Annotated in this window: 19 protein-coding genes; 15 read left to right on the plus strand and 4 right to left on the minus strand. The window is 65.7% G+C overall.

Translation table 11 applies throughout. The annotated features are described in order from the left end of the window. Together FJV41_RS21380 and rtcA are read left to right on the plus strand one after the other, a co-directional pair. Nucleotides 1-907: CocE/NonD family hydrolase (locus FJV41_RS21380; protein ID WP_141644376.1), on the plus strand; the 907-nt coding region annotated here is incomplete at its 5' end. A gap of 126 nt (nucleotides 908-1,033) precedes the next feature. Next, entirely contained in the window at nucleotides 1,034-2,107 is a 1,074-nt protein-coding gene (gene rtcA / locus FJV41_RS21385) for an RNA 3'-terminal phosphate cyclase (RefSeq protein WP_141644377.1), read from the plus strand. Between the two features lie 18 nt (nucleotides 2,108-2,125). Here the strand turns inward: rtcA and FJV41_RS21390 are convergent, their stop codons facing one another. Continuing rightward, nucleotides 2,126-2,479, minus strand: a complete 354-nt coding sequence (locus tag FJV41_RS21390) for a hypothetical protein (protein ID WP_141644378.1) — start codon at nucleotides 2,477-2,479, stop codon at nucleotides 2,126-2,128. 103 nt (nucleotides 2,480-2,582) lie between these two features. Here FJV41_RS21390 and sppA point away from each other — a divergent pair, with 103 nt between their 5' ends. After that, the gene (gene sppA, locus FJV41_RS21395) at nucleotides 2,583-4,370 is read left to right on the plus strand and encodes a signal peptide peptidase SppA (RefSeq protein WP_141644379.1); all 1,788 of its coding nucleotides are present in this window, start codon (nucleotides 2,583-2,585) and stop codon (nucleotides 4,368-4,370) included. 80 nt (nucleotides 4,371-4,450) lie between these two features. Here sppA and FJV41_RS21400 read toward each other — a convergent pair whose 3' ends face one another. Then, on the minus strand, nucleotides 4,451-5,800 hold the full coding sequence (locus FJV41_RS21400) for a serine/threonine-protein kinase (RefSeq protein ID WP_141644380.1): 1,350 nt from the start codon (nucleotides 5,798-5,800) through the stop codon (nucleotides 4,451-4,453). 508 nt (nucleotides 5,801-6,308) lie between these two features. Here FJV41_RS21400 and FJV41_RS21405 point away from each other — a divergent pair. The 12 genes from FJV41_RS21405 to FJV41_RS21460 all read left to right on the plus strand — a co-directional run bounded on the left by FJV41_RS21405 (nucleotide 6,309) and on the right by FJV41_RS21460 (nucleotide 17,204). Further along, nucleotides 6,309-8,561, plus strand: a complete 2,253-nt coding sequence (locus tag FJV41_RS21405; protein WP_181790816.1) for a UvrD-helicase domain-containing protein — start codon at nucleotides 6,309-6,311, stop codon at nucleotides 8,559-8,561. A gap of 155 nt (nucleotides 8,562-8,716) precedes the next feature. Next, nucleotides 8,717-9,319 carry a hypothetical protein gene (locus tag FJV41_RS21410; protein WP_141644382.1) on the plus strand — a complete coding sequence of 201 codons (603 nt, stop codon included), beginning with the start codon at nucleotides 8,717-8,719 and terminating at the stop codon, nucleotides 9,317-9,319. 198 nt (nucleotides 9,320-9,517) lie between these two features. Further along, a complete protein-coding gene (locus FJV41_RS21415; protein ID WP_141644383.1) occupies nucleotides 9,518-10,606 on the plus strand; it encodes an Mrp/NBP35 family ATP-binding protein in 1,089 nt (362 codons plus the stop codon). A 21-nt stretch (nucleotides 10,607-10,627) separates the two neighbouring features. Beyond that, nucleotides 10,628-11,143, plus strand: coding sequence for a hypothetical protein (locus FJV41_RS21420; RefSeq protein ID WP_141644384.1), 516 nt, complete (start codon nucleotides 10,628-10,630; stop codon nucleotides 11,141-11,143). A gap of 2 nt (nucleotides 11,144-11,145) precedes the next feature. Continuing rightward, nucleotides 11,146-11,583 carry a hypothetical protein gene (locus FJV41_RS21425; protein ID WP_141644385.1) on the plus strand — a complete coding sequence of 146 codons (438 nt, stop codon included), beginning with the start codon at nucleotides 11,146-11,148 and terminating at the stop codon, nucleotides 11,581-11,583. Nucleotides 11,584-11,652: 69 nt separating this feature from the next. Beyond that, on the plus strand, nucleotides 11,653-12,501 hold the full coding sequence (locus FJV41_RS21430) for a 3-hydroxyacyl-CoA dehydrogenase family protein (RefSeq protein WP_046713803.1): 849 nt from the start codon (nucleotides 11,653-11,655) through the stop codon (nucleotides 12,499-12,501). Nucleotides 12,502-12,528: 27 nt separating this feature from the next. Then, the gene (locus tag FJV41_RS21435; protein ID WP_141644386.1) at nucleotides 12,529-13,305 is read left to right on the plus strand and encodes an enoyl-CoA hydratase/isomerase family protein; all 777 of its coding nucleotides are present in this window, start codon (nucleotides 12,529-12,531) and stop codon (nucleotides 13,303-13,305) included. Continuing rightward, nucleotides 13,302-14,045, plus strand: coding sequence for a hypothetical protein (locus FJV41_RS21440; protein WP_246137326.1), 744 nt, complete (start codon nucleotides 13,302-13,304; stop codon nucleotides 14,043-14,045). The genes FJV41_RS21435 and FJV41_RS21440 overlap by 4 nt, the downstream gene beginning before the upstream one ends. Then, the gene (locus FJV41_RS21445) at nucleotides 14,042-15,184 is read left to right on the plus strand and encodes an acyl-CoA dehydrogenase (protein WP_141644387.1); all 1,143 of its coding nucleotides are present in this window, start codon (nucleotides 14,042-14,044) and stop codon (nucleotides 15,182-15,184) included. The genes FJV41_RS21440 and FJV41_RS21445 overlap by 4 nt, the downstream gene beginning before the upstream one ends. Before the next feature lie 5 nt (nucleotides 15,185-15,189). Continuing rightward, nucleotides 15,190-15,636, plus strand: coding sequence for an AgmX/PglI C-terminal domain-containing protein (locus FJV41_RS21450; protein ID WP_141644388.1), 447 nt, complete (start codon nucleotides 15,190-15,192; stop codon nucleotides 15,634-15,636). A 10-nt stretch (nucleotides 15,637-15,646) separates the two neighbouring features. After that, a complete protein-coding gene (locus tag FJV41_RS21455) occupies nucleotides 15,647-16,792 on the plus strand; it encodes an acyl-CoA dehydrogenase family protein (RefSeq protein WP_141644389.1) in 1,146 nt (381 codons plus the stop codon). Between the two features lie 4 nt (nucleotides 16,793-16,796). Continuing rightward, nucleotides 16,797-17,204, plus strand: coding sequence for a hypothetical protein (locus tag FJV41_RS21460; protein WP_141644390.1), 408 nt, complete (start codon nucleotides 16,797-16,799; stop codon nucleotides 17,202-17,204). A gap of 16 nt (nucleotides 17,205-17,220) precedes the next feature. On the opposite strand, the gene FJV41_RS21465 is transcribed toward FJV41_RS21460, so the two are convergent. Together FJV41_RS21465 and FJV41_RS21470 are read right to left on the minus strand one after the other, a co-directional pair. Further along, nucleotides 17,221-17,547 carry a hypothetical protein gene (locus FJV41_RS21465; protein WP_141644391.1) on the minus strand — a complete coding sequence of 109 codons (327 nt, stop codon included), beginning with the start codon at nucleotides 17,545-17,547 and terminating at the stop codon, nucleotides 17,221-17,223. Nucleotides 17,548-17,642: 95 nt separating this feature from the next. Then, a complete protein-coding gene (locus FJV41_RS21470) occupies nucleotides 17,643-20,045 on the minus strand; it encodes an Ig-like domain repeat protein (protein ID WP_181790818.1) in 2,403 nt (800 codons plus the stop codon). Nucleotides 20,046-20,659: the final 614 nt, after the last annotated feature.

The raw sequence follows: 20,659 nt of genomic DNA on the forward strand, positions 1-20,659 counted from the left end.
GGTGGGCACCGAGGGCTCCAGCCTGGGTGACGCCGAGTTCGGCTTCCGCACGTCGGACGCGTACCAGGAGCTGGGCCTGGCCTTCTTCAAGCAGCACCTCAAGGGCGGCGAGAAGGCGGCGGTGCCGGAGGCGCTGGTGTTCGAGACGGGCGCCAACCGCTGGCGCCAGTTGGAGAGCTGGCCGCCGAAGGGGTTGCGTGAGACGCGGCTGTTCTTCCAGCCCAAGGGCGGGCTGTCCATGAAGGCGCCCACGGGGACGACGGAGTCGTTCGCGGAGTACATCAGCGACCCGGCCAAGCCGGTGCCGTACACGCAGGAGATCACGACGCGCTGGAGCAAGAACTACATGGCGGAGGACCAGCGCTTCGTCGCGAGCCGGCCGGACGTGCTGGTGTTCGAGACCGAGCCGTTGGAGCAGGACCTCACGCTGGCGGGCCCGCTGGAGGCGGACCTGTGGGTTTCCACGACGGGTTCGGACGCGGACTGGGTGGTGAAGCTGGTGGATGTGAATCCCGGCAAGCCGCGCGGCTGGAGTCGGAGCGACGCGGAGAAGGGCGAGAAGAACCGGGGTGGCCAGCAGACGCTGGTGCGCGGCGAGCCGTTCCGCGGCCGCTTCCGCGACAGCTACAGCGAGCCCAAGGCCTTCAAGCCCGGTGAGGTGTCGAAGGTGCGCTTCACCATCAACGACGTCTTCCACACGTTCCAGAAGGGGCACCGGGTGATGATCCAGGTCCAGTCGAGCTGGTTCCCGTTCATCGACCGCAACCCGCAGACGTACGTGCCCAACATCTTCGAGGCGAAGGAGGCGGACTTCACGCGCGCCTTCCATCGCGTGTACCACTCCGCGGTGCACCCCAGCTCCGTCAAGGTGGGCGTGCTGCCGGCGCTGGACGCACAGGGCAACTGAGGTCCGCGAGGGCGTGGCGGTGCATCTGTTTGGCACCGTCCGCTCGCGCTCGAAGGGAGCGTGACGGGGCGGGATATCCGTCCCGTTCCTGTTACGTTTCCGCCCGCACGGAGGGATGGGAGGGTCATGACTGGCACCGAGGGGCCCGGGAGTGGGCCGGTGCGGCTCGACGGGAGTGAGGGCGAGGGGGGAGGGCAGATCCTCCGCTCGGCGTTGTCGCTGTCACTCATCACCGGACGGCCGTTTCACATCACCCACCTGCGTTCGCGGCGGGAGCCTCCGGGGTTGCGTCCCCAGCACCTGGCCTGCGTGCGCGGCGCCGAGGCACTGGGTGGCACCAGCGAGGGCGCCACGGTGGGCGCCTCCGAGCTGTCCTTCACGCCCGGCACCGTGCGCGCGGGGGACTATCTGCTGGAGGTCGGCACGGCGGGCAGCACGCCGCTCATCTTCCAGTGCCTCGTCTATCCCCTGGCCCTGGCCGGGGGCGGAAAGCTCACGTTGCGGGGCGGGACGCATCTGCCGCACAGCCCGAGCTTCCACTATGTCGCGACGGTGTGGCAGCCGGTGGCCCACGCGTATGGGCTCCCCGTGCACCTCACGATGACGCAGGCGGGGTTCTATCCAGAAGGCGCGGGGGAGATGGTCGCCCACGTCTTTCCGCCACAGGAGCCACCCCGGCTGGTGGAGCTGCCCGCGCGGGGGATGCTGCGCGAGGTGCACGTCTCGTCATTCGTGGGAGGCCTGCCGTTCGCCATCGCCGAGCGGCAGTCGCGCGCCGCCGTGGCGGTGCTGCGGGAGAAGGGCATCCTGGCCGAGGCGGAGAATCGCCCGCTGCCGGTGAGCCGTTCGCTGGGCACGGTGACGTTCGTGCTGGCGCAGTTCGAGCACACCATCGCCGGCTTCACCGCGCTGGGGGAGAAGGGGCGTCCGGCCGAGGACGTGGGGCGGGAGGCCGGCGAGGCGCTGGCGCGCTTCATGGAGACAGGGGGCGCGCTGGACGAGTCGCTGGCGGATCAGATTCTCCTGCCAGCGGCGCTGCTGGCCGCGGGGCGCCTGGGGCCGGTGACGCCGGGCACCACGCGCTTCACCGCGGCTCGGGTGACGGACCACCTCACCACCCATGCCCGCGTCGTCGAGCGCTTCCTTCCGGTCAAGGTCCGGGTGGAGGCGGGCGGCGCGGTGGAGGTGGCCCCGGCTTGAGGGCCGGGGTGGGGTGGCTCAGGCCGCCTCGTCGTCGCCGCGGTTGGAGTTGTTGCCGAAGGTGTTCACGTCATCCATCTCCTTCGTCGTGTTCCGGAAGGCGCGGAAGCCGAAGGGGATGGCGACGAGGAACACGAGGCCGGCGAGGCCCACGGCCTTCCAGGGGAAGGGCTGCGTCTTCACCTGGATATCCTTGCCGTAGGAGTTGAGGTTGTTGCCCATGGCGCGCTGCTTGGCGGCCTCGCGCTCCTCGGCGGTGAGCTCACGGGGGGCGTTGAAGTCCTGGACCGGTTTGCGCGGCTGAGCCAGTGCCGCTCCGCCCGTCGCGAGCGCGAGGACCAGGAGGAGTCGGGCAAGGGAGGGATTTCGCATGAGGGGGGAGGCTATCACGACCCAACGGGAGTGCTGAACAGGGCTTGCACCGGGAGAGCGTTGTCCAGTACGCGCCAGGGTGCCCACATCACCTCCGGACGCCATGCTGCGCCTGCCCTTCATCGCCCTCGCCAACCTGTTGCTGCTCCTGCGGACCCTGTTGGGTGCGCCCTTCCGCCTGTTCGCCGCCAGCCACCGGCCGGCCTATGTGCGCTTCCGGTTGGCGGGGGATCCGCCCTACCGCGAGCAGCGCAAGCCCCGATTCTCGCTGGGGGGAGGCTCGCGTCCGGAGCCCGCGGACGTCACCTCATTGGAGCGCTTTGGCGAATCCCTGAGGCTGTTGGCGAAGGACCCCAAGGTGAAGGGGATTCTGCTGGAGGTGGAGGAGCTGGGGTTGCCGGGGGCGAAGCGCGACGCGGTGGTGGCGTTGCTGGCGGAGTTCCGGGCGGCGGGCAAGCGGGTGGTGTCCTGGGCGGTGATGGTGGACACGGACACGTACCCGGTGCTGTGCGCGGCGGACGAGGTGCTCCTGGCCCCGATGGGGCGGCTGGAGCTGGTGGGGTACTCGGCGGAGTCCACGGCGTTGGGCGAGGGGCTGTCCCGGATTGGCATCCGGCCGCAGTTCATCCGGCGGGGTGACTACAAGACGGCGCCGGAGTTGTTCACGCATCCGGCGGTGTCGGACATCCAGCGGCGCACGGTGGAGTCGTTCCTGGACGAGCGCTACGCGACGCTGGTCGACGCGGTGTCAGTGGCGCGGCGCAAGACGCCCGACGAGGTGAAGGCGCTGATCGACCAGGGCCCGTACAGCGGGCCGAGGGCGAAGGCGATGGGGCTGGTGGACGCGCTGGTGGACGAGGCGGATCTGCCGCTGCACCTGGGGTTGGTGAAGGTGGAGGAGGGGAAGGCGCCGGAGGACGTGGAGGACACGGAGCTGGAGGCGCTGGACACGTATCTGGAGACGGTGCCATTCCCTCCGGTGAAGTGGCGGCGGATGAAGCGGAAGCCTCGGCTCGCGTTGGTGCCGGTGTCGGGGATTATTGTGCCGGGGAAGGGGAATGCGGGCGGGCGTCTGGCGTCGACGGACGCGGTGGTGAAGGCGTTGAGGGCGGCGGGGCGGGACAAGCGGTCGAAGGCGGTGCTGCTGTATGTGAACAGCCCGGGTGGGGCGGCGATTGCTTCCGAGCAGATTCTGGAGGCGGTCCAGCGGGTGGCGCGCAAGAAGCCGGTGATCGCATACATGGACCGGGTGTGCGCCAGTGCGGGGTACATGGTTGCGCTGGGGGCGAAGGAGCTGTGGAGTGCCCCGCATGCGGTGGTGGGGTCCATCGGTGTGTTCGCGGGCAAGTTCGACACGTCCGGGCTGATGAACCTGCTGGGCATCCACAAGACGTTGATCACGCGGGGAGCGAACGCGGGGTTGTTGTCGTTCTCCCGGGGTTTCACGGACGGGGAGCGGGCGGCGCTGGAGGCGGACATCGAGGAGATGTACCAGTCCTTCCTGGGGCACGTGGCGAAGGCGCGGGGGCGGACGAAGGAAGAGATCCACGCTCTGGCGGAGGGCCGGGTGTACTCGGGGCTGCGCGCGAAGGACGCGGGCCTGGTGGACAAGATTGGTGGGTTCGAGGAGGCGTGCCGGTACGCGCTGTCATTGGCGAAAGTCGCGCCTGGAGACTTCGAGCTGAAGACGTATGGGGCTGCGGAGCGACGGATGTCGGTGCTGCGGTTGTTGATGGGTGCCGCGCAGCCTCAGACTTACTCGCTGTGCTCCGTGTCGTGGAGCCTGGCCGGGCAGGAGCGGGAGACATTGGCGTCGCTGGCGGATGAGACGCGGTGGGGCGCGTGGCTACGCGAGTTGGTGCGTGAGGCTCGTGGGAATCCGTCCGGCTGACGGTTCGATAGAACGGCGGGGCGCGGAGCCAGCGCCCCGTTGAGCATTTACAAAGCGGCAGAGCGGAGTGCGCGTCCAACTCAAATAGCCGATGACTTGGCGCCTACTTCGATAACCTTCTCAATTAGGATGTCGGCGATTCGTGGATGGAAATCCTGAACGCTTTTGCTGATGACGTTTGCACACCTCCTGAAGTCAACCTCAATCTCCTCTGCCTGAATCTCTATTGCGACGCGAGCCGCAACTTGGTCGTCGAGAAGTGGCCCACAAAGCCCCATCAAGCGCCGCATGGCGAACCAACGATTATGTCCCGAAGCCATGCGTGCCAAAGCAATCAGCGCAGCGGCCTTTAAATCGATAGTCCGGGCGCCGTCGAAGATCGCCTCCATTCGCACTGCTAGAACATCGCAGTATGCGAAATCAAATCCGCCGCGGCCAACCCAGTCGCAATAGACAATTCCCACTGAGAGCCACAGGTCATAGTCTAGAAGGCAGAAGGCTTTACAGAGGTCCTCATTGAAGGAGTGGAATATAGGCCACATGGTTATTACGCGCCCATCAGTGCTCTCACCTTGGTCGCCTACGAATCGAGCGAATTCTTCAAGTTTTTGTACGTCCCAGTCGGCAGCTCCTGCGAGTTCCTTGGTCCATCCCTCCATCTCAAGCGAGGGTTGAAGGTTGAGTGGCTGAGCAAGGATTCCCAACAGAACGGAGCGCAATCCAGCAATGCTTTTGAATCGCTTGCCTGGGGAGGTCTCAGTGCATTTTTCGATGACGGGAGCCAGTGGTCCGGGGCAAGTCTGCCTCTGAAATGGCAGTCTTCCAGGCTTGCCAGCTATGTCGTGCAGAAGACAGCCAAAGGCATATATGTCTGCGGCGGCGGTCACCGTGCCGAAGTTCTTGCGTTGTTCGGGCGCCGCGTATTCTTGTGTTCCCCAGGCGGAATCAACCGATGTTAGCTTTGTTGTGCTGCCTTCTGGGGGGAGCGTCAACCCAAAATCGCTAAGCTTCCAGTGCCCTTCGTGGAAGAGAACATTCTGGGGTTTTAGGTCGCGATGGACATATCCGAGCAAATGGAGAGCATCCAGGCCATTGAGAATATCCGCCAGTGCAGTGCTGCTAATCTTTCCGCTCTTCTTGTCTTCGCGGATTTGGTCGAGATAGTTCTTGTCGGCCCATGGCATCACGAACCATGGATGATCGCCATTTAGATCGTGCTCGTATACGGGCAGGAATACCTCAGAGTCGAGGCTTCGCTGAATGCGAACCTCGCGGCAGAATCGTTTCCTTAACTTTTCAATTTCTGCTGCAGGAAATCTTCCTGGTGTGGGATCGAAAGTCTTCATGGCCGCGACGGAGCCATCAGATCGCATCACCTTGTCGATTCTACCAAAGCCACCACGATGGACGTCTTTTTCTAGAATCTGCACGTGTCCCCCCACAGAGCATTTGTCCAAATGCGCTCCATATCAATCGGGCTCTGATTTGGACATCTGAACATCCGGCCATGGGTGTTAGGGGACTGGATTGGGCGGCCCAGTGGAGTCAGTTTTGACGATTGATTGCGAAAGGGTGGGATCGGCGAACGAATTTGATCTGGCGGTGGGTCCCAAGGAGCGGGTTTTGCCCGATTTAGATCCTCGCCGGAGGGTGTGAAGTGCCACTCCGCGCTTTCTGTGGCAGGTAGAAAGCAGGACCGCCGGTTACTCAGGGTCCCAACTTACCGCTTTGCGAGGTGTGCCTGCCTACCCACCCAGCCACTGCGGACGAAGGCCTTTCGTTGCCAACGTAAGGCCGACTACGCTTGGGGTCGCGTTCGTCACAGATGCCTGCCAAGTGCTGTCCGCACGGAGGGCTGAGCATCTGGACGTTCAGTTTAACTTTCGCATGGGGGGGCGCGTGGGTGCTGCGAGTTTGCAAGAGGATATGCTTGATAGATTGGCCGATTCCGAACATGAGTTCAAAGCCCCGTCGCTGACCTCCGTTCGTTGCAAGCCACAGGCGACTGAGGAGTTGCTGTTCGAACTCGCCGCCGTTCGCAGAGCGGCGTTCGAACAGCAGGCCGTGACGGAAAGGAACCAGCGAACGAAAGGCATCACGCTACTTAATCAGGTTGTTGATATGCTTCGTGCGCCACTCGACTCGGCTACGGATGCGATCACTATTGAGCACAGGCTATCGCGGCTGTGTCTTGAATGCCAGGTGACCGGAGAGTTGCGACCTGGAACAGTGTCGATCATACGAACACTGGCTGCCGAGGCATTGTGTCTGTGTGCATCTTTGCAGGAGCGGATACGCGGAACTGAGCGAGCGCCTCTTTCTCAGGAACTCGCGGCCACTCGCGCTTGGGCGCTTTCTGAACTGGATCGATGCAACGATGTGCAGGTACGACTGGAGTCTTTAGGGACGCTTTGGGCTGAGTTCGAGAAGCGACGGCTTCGGGCCTTGGTGGACTTTCGACCACTGCTGGCCCAGGTCGGTCGCCTCCAACTAGGGGCAGAGCAGGAAGTTGCGGTTGCTCGGGACCATACAGCACTGCATCGAGTCAGCGCTGCGGCTGGAACGGGTAAGAGCGTTGTCCTCGTACACCGAGCCATTCGCCTGCTGGCGCAGTCGCCAGATTCAAGAGTGCTCTTGATCGCGCCTACCGACGCCCTTGCGGGAGAACTTAGTGAGGCCTGCAGGGCTCGCTCTGAGGGCACTCGTGCAGATGAACGTCTTCGTGTTCGATCAATGCGCGACGTGGCGCATGAGTGGTTTGAATCCGCCTCGGAAATGATCGACGTTCTTGATGCTGAAAAGACGCTGTCTTGTTGGCTTGAGTTTATTCATGGTGCAGACGGAGATTCGCGACACGTATTGAGGGATGTTGATGTCCAAGCTCTCTTGAAATATCTTTCTTCGAAGCTGGAGGCGCGACGGAGTTCCGGTGTTGCGCACTATGTGGATAGCCGATGGCGCCTCTGGCTTGAACATTGGCGGCCGCTGAGTTACCTGCGCGACGAAATCTCCTGGATTTGCTCGGGTTTGTCGCCGAGCGAGTATCAGTTGTACACGCGAACGCAGTTGTCTGTGTCAAAGGCAAAGGGAACTCAGCAGGCTGAGAAGGTGTGGATGTCCCGCAGTGGTCGAGAAATTAAGCTCGAAATCAAGTATCGGCACTCTGTAATGAAGGTGTTGCTTGCTTGGCATGGGTGGCTCAACGAGAGGGGGCAGGCGGACCTGGACTTGGCGTTGGGATGGATTGTGGACGCCTGTCGTGGTGGTCCGTCTGCTGTGCAGCGATTTAAGAAGTGTTTTGCTGTAGAGCATGTTCTTGTGGATGAGGCGCAGAAGTTGAGCAATTGCGAATGGGAAATCCTCTTGTTGATGGCGTCGTTTGTGGGGGGAAATCCGCTCTACGTGGCAGGCGACATGGACCAGCGCGATCGGGTCCGGCGCTTTGTTAGTGCGGAAGTTCGCTGGCCAAACGCGAAGCGTGGTTTGGATTTTCGTGGTAGGGCGTCAACGCTTAGGCAACAGTACCGAATCACGCAACAGGTGGCGGAGGCGGGAGCGCGCATTGTCGGTGCTTTTGGAAGAGAGACTGATGAGGAGATTCTTGGGATAAATCAGATCGGGTTCGGAGCATGCCGCGACGGGGTGGCGCCCCTCATCCTTGATGTACAAGACCAAGAGAGGGCAGCAATCGAAGTGTTGGCTGCCGTTGGGCGAGACCGAACGGTAGGACTCGTTTCGACGCGCAAATGGACAGCGGATATCGACTTGTGTGTACGTATTGCGCGAGGAGCTGGGCGGGTGCCCCGGCGGGCGACGGTTCGTCAGCAGACGCGAACCCCAGGCGCAGCCGTCATCGGGACGATTGAAGAACTTGCGGGTTGTGAATTTGATGTGGTGATGGTTGTCAATTTTAGCGCGTTGCCGGAGCCTTCGACCCCCCGCGAGGAGTGGTGGCGTGATGCCTCCGCAGCCTACACGGCGATGACCCGAGCTCGTGAGTTGGTCGTACTGTGCTGTCCGAGCCCGTCGCCTTTTATTGACAAACTCCGTGCGCCGCCTTCCTGCGTGGTGACGTTGCGTAGTGCGATGGAGTTTCGTGAGTTTGTCGCTCGTTCCAGTGCCATAGACGATGGTTTTCTTAAGGCGGAGGCCGACCTCGTTGCGCCAATACAGATCCTGGAGTCATCATGACCACTTGCCCGGATCGACGCTGAAACTGTGCGTGCCGGTGAAAGTAGCAACAGGGTTGTTCTCAAAGGACGGGCGCTCTGCTTTCGGCAGTTGACTCCGTAGACGAGGCATTCCTGCCCCCATACCCCTCATGATGCTGGTACCTTCCGCGCCCCATGAAGCGGACCGTCCTCATCGGTAGTCTCCTCCTGGCCACGGCCTGTGCCACCACGTCGCGTGAGCCCGTCTCTGTCGCGGAGTCCTACGCCCGCGCCCTGGACGAAGGCCGCCTCCAGGACGCCTACGCCCTCACCACTGATGGACCGGAAGGGCAGGTCGCCTTCCTGGAGCGCTACTCCGACGAGACCACCCGCCGTGAACGAGCCGCCGCCGTCCGTGCCGGCGCCGCCGTCCTAGAAGCCCGCGCCCCCTCCCTCACCCTCGCTCGTACCGGCGAGGACTGGCGCATCGTCGAAGCCCGTCCCGCCGATGTCCCCCGTGCCGCCCTCCGCCGCTTCCTGGACGCCTCCGACGCCAAGGACTGGAAGACGGCCTGGAGCCTGCTCGCCGCGCCCCTGCGTGCCCGCTACACCCCCGAGCGACTCCGCGAGGATTTTGATCGCGACCCCCTCGCCAAGGAGCGCCTGCGCCGCGCCCGGCTCGCTCTCAATACGCACGTCCGAGTCGGCGCCGGTGAGGCCGTCTTCCCCATTGGCGACGAGCGGGCCGTCCTCCTGGTCCTCGAGGACGGCGAATACCGGCTCTCCGCCCTCGAATAGGCCCGCTGACCCCGACACGCAGTGTCCCTGATGGACACCTTCAGCCCGCCAACACCCTCCAGCCCTCCAGGCCGTCGCCAGGGTGCGTCCGCGTCCACCCAGCGTTAAACGACGTTGACAGTCCCCCCGGGGCTGGCATGTTCCGCGCCCGCTGAGGGGCGCCCAAGCGCCCGTTTTCCAAAGGTTTCAGGTGTCCCGATGAGCGTTACCGAGGCCAGCATCCTCGCGGCGATGTCCAAGGTGATCGATCCCGAGTTGCACGTGGATCTGGTGAAGGCGGGGATGGTGAAGGACATCCGCGTCAGCGGCGACACGGTCAAACTCAAGATCGAGCTCACCACGCCCGCCTGCCCCATGAAGGGGAAGATCCAGGCCGACTCCGAGGCCGCGCTCAAGGCCGTCCCCGGCCTCAAGTCCTTCGACATCGAGTGGGGCGCCCAGGTCCGCTCCTCCGGCGGCGGCGCTCCGTCCCCCGGCGGCCTGCTCCCCAAGGTGAAGAACATCATCCTCGTCGGCGCCGGAAAGGGCGGGGTGGGCAAGAGCACCGTCGCCGTCAACCTCGCCGCCGCCCTCGCTCAGCATGGCGCCAAGGTCGGCCTGCTCGACGCCGACTTCTACGGCCCCTCCATCCCCCTCATGACGGGCCTGGGCGAAAAGAAGCCGGTCAGCCCCGACGGCAAGTCGCTGGATCCGCTCATCGCCCACGGCATGAAGGTCATGTCCATCGGCTTCCTCGTGGAGGCCGACCAGGCCCTCATCTGGCGCGGTCCCATGCTCCACGGCGCCCTCATGCAGCTGGTGCGTGACGTGAACTGGGGCGAGCTCGACTACCTCGTGCTCGACCTGCCCCCGGGCACCGGTGACGTGGCCCTGTCGCTCTCCCAGTCCATCCGCGCAGCGGGTGCCGTGCTCGTCACGACGCCGCAGGACGTGGCCCTGGCCGATGTCGTCCGCGCCAAGCAGATGTTCGACAAGGTCCACATCCCCGTGCTGGGAATCGTGGAGAACATGTCCCAGTTCGTCTGCCCGAACTGCTCGCACGTCACCCCCATCTTCAACCACGGCGGGGGCCGGAAGGCCGCGGAGATGTTCGGCATTCCGTTCCTCGGAGAGGTTCCGCTGGACTTGAAGGTGCGTGTCTCGGGAGACTCGGGCGTACCGGTGGTCATCGGCGCCAAGGACAGCCTGGAGGCGAAGGCCTTCCAGGAGGTCGCTCGCAACATCGCGGGTCGAGTGTCCGCACAGGGCGCCAAGAGCATGCCGCTGCCGGTGGTGCAGGCCCGCTGACATCCACCAAGGAGACGCTGCATGCCCCCGGCCGGCAATGACGACTACCCCGACGACCCGTTGATCGACGAGGACCGTTCCGGCCGAGAGGGCCGCTCCGGTCCCGCAGGCTTCGTTCCGGAGTTCGTCCGTCGCATGGCCGTCGCCGGCCTGGGCGCCCTCTTCATGACCGAGGAGGGCATCCGCAACCTGGCCGGGCAGCTCAAGCTCCCCAAGGAAGCCCTCGGCTTCATCCTCTCCCAGGCGGAGAAGACCAAGGACGAGGTCACCGGCGCCATCACCGAGGAGCTCCGCCGCTTCCTCCAGTCCGAGAAGCTCCGCGACGAGTTCCTCAAGCTCGTCTCCGGCATGACGCTGGAGATCAAGGCCCAGGTCCGACTCGTCCCGCCCGACAAGGCCGAGAAGATGGGCGCCGACGAGCCCGAGAACACCGAGCCTCGGCCCAAGAAGGAGAAGACCGCCGCCCCCACCGCGCGCGTCGTCATCTCCGAACTCAACGCCCGCCGCCCCGGCTCCAAGCGTTCCAAGAAGGAGTAGTGGTGGCGGACACGCCTCCCCCTGAATCAGCTCCACAGCCCCCCGCACGCAAGGGCTGGCGCTCGTCCCCGCTGGCGAAGCGGCTGCCGCTGCTGCTGCTCCTCGGCCTGGGCATCTACATCTGGCAAATCACCGGCATCCCCGAGCGGGAGCTGGTCATCCAACCCGATGGCGACGGCTGGAGTCAGGCCCGTGCGCTGGACCTCCAGGTGATGGACCCGGAGGGCTCGGTCCTCAAGCGCGAGGAGCGCTTCTTCGGCGACACCGGCGCACCTCCGGAGCTGAGCTTCAAGGTGGACCTGCCCGAGGGCTCCTTCAGGACGTTGTTCTTCGTGAAGCTCGCGGGCCGCGAGGAGCGGGTGCGCGTCGAAGAGCCACTCACGGTGGGGGAGGAGCGCTACATCGTTCGCCGGCTCCAGTTGCCAGCCGCGACTCGTTGACCGCCCTGGGGGCGTGGGCTATGGGCGCACCACGTCATTCACATTCCGACCGAGGGGTTCGAGAGCACCATGGCAACGGAGCACATCGTCGTCGTCGGCGCCGGGCAGATGGGCGCGGGAATCGCGCAGGTGGCATTGCAGGCGGGTCTGCGCGTCACGCTGGCGGACGTGTCCAAGGAAGGTCTCGCCAAGGGCGCTGACCGCATCCGCGCGGGCCTGAAGAAGCTGGTGGAGAAGGGCAAGCTCGACGCCGCGAAGCAGCAGGCCGCCGAGGCCAACCTCGCCACCCTCACCAACGTCACCGAGGCGAAGGACGTCGACTTCGCGATTGAGGCCGTGACGGAGAACGAGGACCTCAAGCGCCGCATCTTCCAGGACCTGGACGCCGTCGTCCGGCCGGGCGGCATCCTCGCCACCAACACCTCGTCCATCCCCATCACCCGCATCGCCGCGTCCACGAAGCGCCCCGAGTTCGTCATCGGCATGCACTTCATGAACCCCGTGCCGGTAATGCAGTTGGTGGAGCTCATCCGTGGCGCCGCCACGTCGGACGAGACCTACGCCACCACGCGCGCCCTCTCCGAGCGCATGGGCAAGACGACGGTCGTCTCCAAGGACTTCCCGGGCTTCATCGTCAACCGCATCCTCATCCCGATGCTGAACGAGGCCTGCTACGCGCTGATGGAGGGCCTGGGCTCCGCGGAGGACATCGACACCGCGATGAAGCTGGGCACCAACCAGCCCATGGGCCCGCTCCAGCTCGCCGACTTCATCGGTCTGGACACCGTGCTCTACATCGCCGAGGTGCTGCACAAGGGCCTGGGTGACTCGAAGTACCGCCCGTGCCCGCTGCTGCGCCAGTACGTCGACGCCGGCTGGTACGGCAAGAAGAGCGGTCGCGGCTTCTACAAGTACTAGGCACCCACCTCCCCAGGAGCCTCGCACATGACCTACGAGAACATCCGGCTGGAGCACGACGGCGCGGTCGCCACCCTCACCATCGACCGTCCCAAGGCGCTCAACGCCCTCAACAACAAGACGCTCCAGGAGTTCGAGGCGGCGGTGAAGTCGCTCGGCGCCGACACGCGCGTGCTCATCGTCACCGGCGGGGGCGAGAAGGCCTTCGTCGCGGGCGCCGACATCGCGGAGATGTCCGCGCTCGAGGAGCCCCAGGCTCGCGAGTTCGCCGCCCTGGGTCACCGCGCCTTCGCGCTGCTGGAGTCGCTGTCCATCCCCACCATCGCCGCGGTGAATGGCTTCGCGCTCGGTGGTGGCTGTGAGCTGGCCCTGGCGTGTGACTTCATCTACGCCTCCGAGAAGGCCCAGCTCGGCCTCCCTGAAGTGGGCCTGGGAGTCATCCCCGGCTTCGGTGGCACCCAGCGCCTCACCCGCGCGGTGGGCCGTGCTCGCGCCAAGGAGCTGGTCTTCACGGGGGCGCGCATCGACGCGGCGAAGGCGAAGGAGATCGGCCTGGTGCTGGAGGTCCTGCCGGCCGGTGAGCTGCTCGCGCACTGCCGCTCCATCGCGGCGAAGATGATCAAGAACGGTCCCCTGGCCATCGCCACGGCCAAGCGCGTCATCGAGCAGGGCGCGGACAAGGACCTGGGCGAGGCCAACACACTGGAGCGTCAGGGCTTCGCGGAGCTGTTCGGCTCGGACGACCAGCGCGAGGGCATGAAGGCGTTCCTCGAGAAGCGTCCCGCCGTCTTCACCGGCAAGTGAATCACCCGCTCGCGGTCGGGAGTCTCCTCACGATTCTCCTGGCCGCGACGCCGGCCCGCTCCGAGCCTGTCTCCGAGCCCCTCTCGGCATCCGCTCCCGAAGGTCAGGACGACGAGGCCGGACGGGCTCCGGCGCTGGTCTCCTGGAAGCGCTCGCTGTGCATCTACACGGGCTGCTTCCTGGAGCCGTTCATCCCCGATGTCCGCTTCCAGTGGGGACAGGGCTCGCGTGAGCACTGGGTGCTGTCCTGGCCCATCCACCCGTGGGCCTTCCCAGCGTGGGACATTCCGGGGCCCACCCTGATCCTGTCGCCCTTCGTGGAGCCTCAAGTGCGCCTGGAGCCGGCGGCCTTCCGGCTGCTCGCGGGGGCACGGGTGTATGCGTTTCCGGACAGCGCTCGCCTGGGCTTGCTCGCGGAGGGCGCGGGCCTGTGGGGCCAGGATGGCTCGGGTGGGCTGGCGGGCCTGGGCCTCACCTACGACTTGATTGAACGCGGCCCGAACACGAAGCCCTGGACGGTGTCCGTGGTGCTTCGCCGGGCCTGGACGGGGGAGGGGGCGCGGATGGACCTCTCCCTGGACGTCACGGTGCCACTGAACATGTTCCTGGGCTCACCCCTGGATTCCAGGGAGCCCGGAGGGCGGTCGTCGGCTAATCGGCACGGCAACCCTCGCTTGGGGCCTGGCGGAGCGTCTTCGCTATTCCCTGGGAGCACCCCCCGTAATATGGAGCCCTCATGAACTTCGAGCTGACCGATGTCCAGCGCGAGATCCAGCGGATGTGCCGCGAGTTCGCCGCCAAGGAACTGACCCCCAACGCCCGGAAGTGGGATGAACACCACACCTGGCCCACGGATGCGGTGAAGAAGCTCGCCGAGCTGTCGCTGCTCGGCGTGGCCGTCTCCGAGAAGTACGGCGGCGCCGGTCTGGACAACGTCTGTTACGCGCTCGCCATGGAGGAGATCAGCCGAGGCTGTGCCTCCACCGGCGTCATCATGAGCGTGAACAACTCGCTCTATTGCGACCCGGTGTCCAAGTTCGGCACCGAGGCGCAGAAGGAAGAGTTCCTTACGCCGTTCGCGCGGGGCGACAAGCTCGGCTGCTTCGGCCTGACGGAGCCCGAGGCCGGCAGCGACGCCGCCGCCCAGCAGACCGTCGCGGTGCGCCGGGGTGACGAGTTCGTCATCAACGGCTCCAAGAACTGGATCACCAACGGCCCCAAGGCCGACGCCATCGTCCTGTTCACGATGACGAACAAGGAGGCGGGCAACAAGGGCATCACGGCCTTCCTGGTGCCCACGAACACCCCCGGCTTCACCCGCGCCGAGCCCGACAAGAAGATGGGCATCAGCGCCGCCTGGTCCTGCTCCATGTTCTTCGAGGACATGCGCGTGCCGGCCAAGAACATCCTGGGCAAGGAGGGTGAGGGCTTCAAGGTCGCCATGTCCACGCTGGACGGTGGCCGCATCGGGATTGCGTCGCAGGCGCTGGGCATCGCCCGCGCGGCGTACGAGGAGGCGGTGCGCTACTCGGGTGAGCGCAAGTCCTTCGGCAAGCCCATCCGCGAGCACCAGGCCATCCAGTTCATGATCGCCGACATGGCCATGGAGATCGACGCGGCCCGGCTGCTGGTGTGGCGCGCGGCGCTGCTCAAGGACAAGGGCGTGCGCCACAGCGCGGAGAGCGCGATGGCGAAGCTGTACGCCAGCGAGATGGCCAGCCGCGTGGCGAACAAGGCCCTCCAGGTGCACGGCGGCATGGGCTACAGCAAGGAGATGGACGCCGAGCGCCACGTGCGCGACGCGCGCATCACCGAGATCTACGAGGGGACGAGCGAGATTCAGCGCATCGTCATCTCCGCCAACGTCCTGAAGGAGTAGGCACCATGAAGAGGGCACTGCTTCCCGTTCTGATTCTGGCCTCGGCCACCGCGTTCGCGGAGAGCGTTCCGCCGAAGAAGCCCGAGGGCGGGAAGCCCGCCCCCACCGCGACGGCGCCCGCGAAGAGCGACGCGCCGGACGTGGCCCGCATGCCGTTCACGCCGGACTCCATCCGCCAGGTCGTCACGTACAACCAGGGGCGGATCCAGGAGTGCTACGAGGACCACATGGCGGAGAAGAACAAGAAGGCGGAGGGCAAGCTGCTCACGTCCTTCACCATCGACGCCAATGGTCTGGTGAAGGGCGCGAAGGTCCGCAAGGGCAGCACGCCGAAGGACCCGAACCTTCATGACTGCGTGGTGGCCGTGCTGTCGTCCATGACATTCCCCAAGCCTCCGGACGGCGCCGACCACCCCATCGAGTATCCGTTCAACCTCAAGGCCATCGAGTAGGACAACAGACGTGAACCTCGAGCTGACCGAGACCCAGACGCTGATTCGCGAGACGGCCCGCAAGTTCGCGCGGGAGCGCGTGGCGCCGCTTGCCCGCGAGCTGGACCGCCAGGAGCGATTTCCCACCGAGATCTTCAAGGAGCTGGGGGAGCTGGGGCTGCTCGGGGTGAACATCCCCGCGAAGTACGGCGGCTCGGAAGCGGGCGCCGTGTCCTACGCGCTGGCGATGATGGAGATGGCCGCGGCGGATGCGTCCACGTCCGTGGCCATGGCCGTGACGAACATGTGCGCGGAGTTGATCAACGCATTCGGCACCGAGGCGCAGCGCGAGAAGTACGTGACGCGGCTGACGTCGGGTGAGGCCGTGGCCGGCTCGTTCGCGCTCTCCGAGCCGCACGCGGGCTCCGACCCGGGCGCGCTCCTGACGTCCGCTGTCCGCCGTGGCGACTCGTGGGTCATCAACGGCAGCAAGCAGTGGATCACCTCCGGCGCGCATGCGGGCGTCATGGTGGTGTGGGCGCGGACGTCGGCGACCGGCAACAAGGGCCTGTCGTGCTTCATCGTTGAGGGTGGGACCCAGGGTCTCATCATCGGTCGTCACGAGGACAAGATGGGCCTGCGCTCCTCGAACACCGTCGCGCTGACGTTCGAGGACTGCGTGATTCCGGCGGAGAACCTGCTGGGCTCGGAAGGGCAGGGGTTCCGGCTGGCGATGGTCGCGCTAGACGGCGGACGTATCGGCATCGCCTCGCAGGCGTGCGGCGTGGCTCGCGCGGCGCTGGAGGCCAGCGTGTCCTACGTGAAGGACCGCAAGGCGTTCGGTCAGGCGATTGGCGAGTTCCAGGGGCCGCGCTTCATGATCGCGGACATGAAGACGCAGATCGACGCGGCGGAGCTGCTGACGCTGCGCGCGGCGTACATGAAGGACCAGAAGCAGCCGTTCACTCGCGAGGCGTCGATGGCGAAGCTGTTCGCCAGCGAGACGAGCAACCGCGTCTGCGACAAGGCCGTTCAGCTCCACGGCGGCTACGGCTACATCGACGAGTTCCCGGTGGAGCGGTACTTCCGCGACGCCCGCGTGCAGACCATCTACGAGGGCACCAGCGAGGTGCAGCGGATGGTGATTGCTCGCGAGAGCTTCAAGCTGTTGGGGTGAGCGCGTGGCGCTGAAGAAGAAGGGCCGGTACTCCTACGGCGATTCCCGCGCGGACATCCGCGCGGAGCTCGAGCGGTACAGCAAGAAGAACGGTTATCCCGTCCAGCGCCTCGATGAGCTGCGCTGTCCTTGCGGTCACGAGCGGCACCACCTCCTGATCGACGAGGAGGCGGGCGCGGCGGTGCAGTGCTGTGCCAGGTGCGAGCACGAAGTCCCCCTCGCGGACAGCGAGGAGTTCCTCGAGGAGGCAAAGCTCGAGCAGGCCGAGTGCCCCTGTGGGAATGGGGCCTTCGAGATGGCCCTGGGCGCCGCCTTCTACACGGACACCACTGATGTCCGCTGGGTCTACATCGGCTGCCGGTGTCCGGAGTGCGGACTCACGGCGTGTTTTGGGGACTGGAAGACGCCGTAAGGCCGCCAGGAGCGACTCACCACCAGCGGTTGCCACTTCGCGGTGCCCGGCGCTTCATGTTGAACCAGAGCAGGCTGGTGCTCACGAGGAGGACGTACCAGAGCAGGCCCGCGCCGAGCAGGAACATCCCTATGAGCAGCGCCGTCAGGCCGTACCACTGGAAGTGGTCGCGCCAGCGCCACTGGGGAGAGCCAAGCACCTCGCGCACGGGCCGCCAGGGCTCTGATTCAGAGAGGGATATCTCATCCGAGGCATCCACCAGCCCCGTCTTCAACGCCTGACGGACCTCTTCGACTCCGACATAGGACAGTTCGCCTTCAGCTGTTCGGATTCGTACTGGCATGGTTCGCGCCCACCTCAATTGCAAACGCAGGTCATTGAGCTGCAAGGGACTCTCGGGGCGCCAGGGATTGATGGGCCCCGAGAGTCCAGGCCACTTCAGTCAAGCCTCCGGCCACGCGACCGGAGGACTGACACTCCCACCCAGAGCGCCAGCATCATGAGGGATGAGCTGCCCGCGTCGGTGGCACCACATCCCCAGCCGGTGACCGTCAAGTCGCGGGGGCCCAGCGGATTGGGCCCTTCTGGGTCCGTCGTGCTGCCCGCGTCGTCCGTGCCGGCATCATTCTCGCCAGCATCGGGTTCTGGCTGCGGGGTCACTCCACCATCCTCGCCCGCGTCGGGCTCAGGCTCGGGAGTCGTTCCACCGCCATCGCCGGCGTCGGGCTCGGGAGTCGTTCCACCGCCATCGCCGGCGTCGGGCTCAGGAGTCGTTCCACCGCCATCGCCGGCGTCGGGCTCGGGAGTCGTTCCACCGCCATCGCCCGCGTCGGGCTCGGGAGTCGTTCCACCGCCATCGCCGGCGTCGGGCTCAGGAGTCGTTCCACCGCCATCGCCCGCGTCGGGCTCAGGAGTCGTTCCACCGCCATCGCCAGCGTCGGGCTCGGGAGTCGTTCCGCCGCCATCGCCCGCGTCGGGAGTCGGCGTGGTGCCTCCGTCGTCGTCCTCGCCAGCATCCATAGGGGGCGGCGTACCCGCATCGTCGTCCTCGCCGGCGTCTGCTGGAGCAGGCCCGCCGTCCGGTCCCGCATCGAGGGTGCCCGAATCAGGGGCCCCGGCATCCGGCAGGCTCCCGCCATCCGGTGCTTCAACGAACACCGGCAGCTCCTCGGAGTTGCTCCAGGCGTAGAGGCCATCAATCCCCCCGAACTCGGCGAGGAGCGTGTGCTCGCCCATCGGGAAGAAGGAGAGAGAGACCGTGGCGGTTCCCGCGCCGTCGAGCAGCTCGGACGTGACGTGATCGCCATCCACGTAGAAGCTCACGCTGCCCATCGTCAGGGGCACGCCATCCACGGTGGTCACGGTGGCCGTGAAGAAGGCCAACTCTCCCTCGATCACGGGACCGCCCTGGCCCTCCACCCGGGTCACCGTGGGTTCGATTCCCACGCCTCGGACGAGGAAGACCCCGTCGTAGAACATCCGATTTCCACCGGAGTTCATGGACTCCCAACCCATCAGCCACGTGTCGGTCGCTTCCATGGGCGCCAGCATCAGCACGTGGGGCGTGCGCTGCTGGTCGCTCCAGGCCTCGATGGGTATGGTCTCGGTGATCTGGAACTTCCCGTACTCCTGTGTCCCAAGCCGATTGTACGCCAGGGGAGACAGCCACTCCCGAGGGGGAATCGAGGCCAGGACATCGGTCGACTCCTGCTGGTGCAGGTCCAGGTTGAGCAGCGTCTTCGAGAAGTGGACGTTGATGTCGCCATGCCCCCACAGCTCGCATTGGAGCCGGCCCTCAGGCGTCGTCCCCGGCAGGAAGCAGGTGTCCGTGGCCCCGCCGTAGATCTGCTCCACGTACGTCACGAGGAAGAAGACGATCTCCCGCCCGCCGTCCACGGTCCCCAGGCGCACGCGGCGATCATCCTCCGTGATGGCCGCCGTCACGTCCCGCCCCGGAATGACCCGGCCGAAGGGGTCGAACGCGCTCGCCTTGTAGTCGGGCCGCCCGTCGAAGAGTCCAGACCGGTCCCAGATGGGACCCAACGAAGCTGGCTCCCCTGGACCCGGTGAGGCCACTCGAGGCGTCAGGCACTCCACCGCGGGCGAGGCCGGGCACAGCGAACCATCATCATCCGTGCTCAACAGGATGATGTGCCCCAGGCCCAGGTGGCCGTTCTGCGAATCATCCGGCTCGAGCAGATTGGGGACGTGCGGGAAGACACCCCGGTCGCTGAAGTAGGCATCCACCAGTCCTGGCACCACTCCCGGGCGGAAGTCTCCGCTCGCGGTCACCAGGTCGGTCGCATCAAGCACGCGCTGGCCCACCACCGAACCCCCTGGACGCACCGGGTAGCCCGGCGCTCCGTCCGGCCATCGCTTGGGCCCCGCATCCGCCGCATAGCTGCCAGGAGCGAGGCAGGAGCCCGTCAGCAGCTCCGGCTCTCTCAGGCGGAGCACCTCGCCCGACTCCCGTCGGTGGAAGAAGATGCGCTCGGGAATGCAGCGCGTGCTCTCTCCGATGTAGACCCGGTCCGGGTTCAGGTTGAACAAGTCCTCGTGGAAGTCCGGGATGCCATTCCCCTCGACGTCGCGGAGCACGTCGTCGTTCGGGTTGGCCGGGTCTCCGATGTCGATGTACCCCCGGTCCACCAACTCGTCGTAATAGAACCACCCCAGCGTGCTGGAGGCCCCACCCCCTGCCTGGTCATCGACGAGCAGCACCTCCACGTTCCGGTCCCTGGACAGGATGAGCCGATTCGAGTCCACGCCCTGCGCGGACACAGGGCCCGCGCCCACGCCGACGAGGACCAGCAGAAGGAGGGAAGGGCTCCAACGACGCATGGATGTCCTGTGCCAGCCGAGAAATGAACGCGGCATTCTATGTCCTTCTTGGATTCCCAGTACACGTGGCAACGGACCGCGACACGAGTCGTCTGCCCTCGAGAAGGGATGGCGTCGTGAGCAGCAGAGGAGGCAAGGGAAGGAAGAGGCCCGCGGCCGCCGACGTGCGGGAACGATTCACCCCCCCGGGCGCACCTCCCCCATGACTCACGCCGGGCACCGGACTCGTGGACCTCGACCCACGAGCGGAACGCAGCCGGACGATGTGGGTCGCATTTCAGCGGATTTTTCGAGTAGGTTGTCGCGCTCGCTGGCCGAACAGGCGAACCGGGCGCTCGCGGGGTCCTCTGAGTCGGGAGGGCTGCGCAGGAGGGCGAGCGTTCTTAGAACGAGGGGTGCGGATGGCTGTCCCGGGTCTTGACACTCCCGGGTCAACGCATCCGCCGATCAGCACATGGGGCACGTGCTCGCTTGACTACCGGAATAACCGGTGTCTAGGGTGCGCGGCCTCATTCAGCACCATTCAAAAGTCCCCAGAGGTGGGGACGCCCGCGGACTCCCGTTGCGCCCCGCAGGGGCCCGCGTTCCTCAAATCAGGGGGCAGCTGTGCCGTT

Source organism: Myxococcus llanfairpwllgwyngyllgogerychwyrndrobwllllantysiliogogogochensis, from assembly GCF_006636215.1.
Classification (GTDB): domain Bacteria; phylum Myxococcota; class Myxococcia; order Myxococcales; family Myxococcaceae; genus Myxococcus; species Myxococcus llanfairpwllgwyngyllgogerychwyrndrobwllllantysiliogogogochensis.

Coding starts and splice junctions, on each gene's coding strand:
- rtcA (WP_141644377.1), top strand. CDS start 1,034: ATGACTGGCACCGAGGGGCCCGGGAGTGGGCCGGTGCGGCTCGACGGG.
- FJV41_RS21470 (WP_181790818.1), bottom strand. CDS start 20,045: ATGCGTCGTTGGAGCCCTTCCCTCCTTCTGCTGGTCCTCGTCGGCGTG.
- FJV41_RS21410 (WP_141644382.1), top strand. CDS start 8,717: ATGAAGCGGACCGTCCTCATCGGTAGTCTCCTCCTGGCCACGGCCTGT.
- FJV41_RS21420 (WP_141644384.1), top strand. CDS start 10,628: ATGCCCCCGGCCGGCAATGACGACTACCCCGACGACCCGTTGATCGAC.
- FJV41_RS21430 (WP_046713803.1), top strand. CDS start 11,653: ATGGCAACGGAGCACATCGTCGTCGTCGGCGCCGGGCAGATGGGCGCG.
- FJV41_RS21465 (WP_141644391.1), bottom strand. CDS start 17,547: ATGCCAGTACGAATCCGAACAGCTGAAGGCGAACTGTCCTATGTCGGA.
- FJV41_RS21445 (WP_141644387.1), top strand. CDS start 14,042: ATGAACTTCGAGCTGACCGATGTCCAGCGCGAGATCCAGCGGATGTGC.
- FJV41_RS21450 (WP_141644388.1), top strand. CDS start 15,190: ATGAAGAGGGCACTGCTTCCCGTTCTGATTCTGGCCTCGGCCACCGCG.
- FJV41_RS21435 (WP_141644386.1), top strand. CDS start 12,529: ATGACCTACGAGAACATCCGGCTGGAGCACGACGGCGCGGTCGCCACC.
- FJV41_RS21415 (WP_141644383.1), top strand. CDS start 9,518: ATGAGCGTTACCGAGGCCAGCATCCTCGCGGCGATGTCCAAGGTGATC.
- FJV41_RS21390 (WP_141644378.1), bottom strand. CDS start 2,479: ATGCGAAATCCCTCCCTTGCCCGACTCCTCCTGGTCCTCGCGCTCGCG.
- sppA (WP_141644379.1), top strand. CDS start 2,583: ATGCTGCGCCTGCCCTTCATCGCCCTCGCCAACCTGTTGCTGCTCCTG.